The organism is Polynucleobacter sp. AP-Nickl1-40-C4, from assembly GCF_035012665.1.
In the GTDB taxonomy this organism is placed as follows: domain Bacteria; phylum Pseudomonadota; class Gammaproteobacteria; order Burkholderiales; family Burkholderiaceae; genus Polynucleobacter.
On record NZ_JAYGQR010000023.1, the window covers coordinates 1 to 1,209 of the forward strand.

General features: G+C 48.7%; 1 protein-coding gene. It reads left to right on the forward strand.

The features are described from left to right. The first annotated feature begins 69 nt into the window (after positions 1–69). A protein-coding gene (locus VC182_RS11460) for an IS3 family transposase (protein WP_416350592.1) occupies positions 70–1,181 on the forward strand; the annotation gives its coding sequence in 2 pieces (ribosomal slippage) (positions 70–319 and positions 319–1,181; 1,113 coding nt in all). Positions 1,182–1,209 lie beyond the last annotated feature (28 nt).

Below are 1,209 nucleotides of genomic sequence, written 5' to 3' on the forward strand. Positions count from 1 at the left end.
TGACCTGCCCTAGGATTTTCAGACCAAAAGCTTTTAGAGATAATGACTCCTTCAACCTAAGGAGCAGGTATGAAGAGAGCACGGTTTTCAGACGAACAAATTGTTCGGATATTACAAGAGGCAGATCGTTCGCCAATAGCAGAAGTTGCTAAGCGCCATGGGGTCAGCGAACCCTCGATTTACAGTTGGCGCAAGAAGTTTGGCGATCTAGGTACGGATGACGTCAAACGCTTAAAGCAGCTCGAGCAAGAGAACAGTCGTTTAAAGAAGATCTTGGCAGAGCGCGATCTCGAGATTGAAGTGATGAAGGAGATTGCCGTAAAAAAGTGGTGAGCGTGCAGGAGCGATTGGAGCAGGCCCGCTATGCGGTTGGTCGGGGCATCTCCCAAAGACGAGCTTGTACGCTGCTAAGTGTTGCTAGATCTGGATTGGGTTACCAATGCAAGATGCCGGTTAAAGATCAGCCGGTAGTAGCTGCCATGCGCCAGTATTCTGAGCAATATCCTCGCTATGGTGCCAGGCGCATTCGAATCTTTTTAAGACGAGATGGCCTTGTTTTGGGTCGCGATCGGACGGCACGCATCTGGGCTGGAGCTGGTCTACAGGTGCCCGCCAAAAGGACACGCAAGCGCTATCGCAGTCAAAATCGACAGCCACATGTAGCAACTGGACCCAATGAGGTTTGGGCCTACGATTTTGTATTTGATGCTTGTGCCAACGGGCAAAAGCTCAAGTGCTTAACCTTAATTGACGAGTTCACCAAAGAGAGTCTGCGCATTGATGTGGCCGGCTCGATTAGAGGCAAGCGGGTTGTGCAAGTGTTAGAGGAGGCCATCGCAGAACGTGGCTATCCTAAAGTTCTTCGCAGTGACAACGGTCCAGAGTTTGTGAGTACCATCTTGTTGGAATGGGCTGTAGAGCGAGGTTTGCACAACTTACATATCGAGCCAGGTAAACCTTGGCAAAACGGCACTAATGAGAGTTTTAATGGCAAATTTAGAGATGAGTGCTTAGCCATGAACTGGTTTCACAGTAGAGCGCATGCCAAAGTGATTATTGAAACATGGCGTAGGCACTACAATTTGATCAGGCCACACTCAAGCTTGGATTATCAAACCCCAGCAGAGTTTGTCGCTGGATGGCAAAAGAAATTAATAACGGGAGCCAGAGTTTCTAGATGAAATTGGTCCGATAAAACCAGACGGGTCA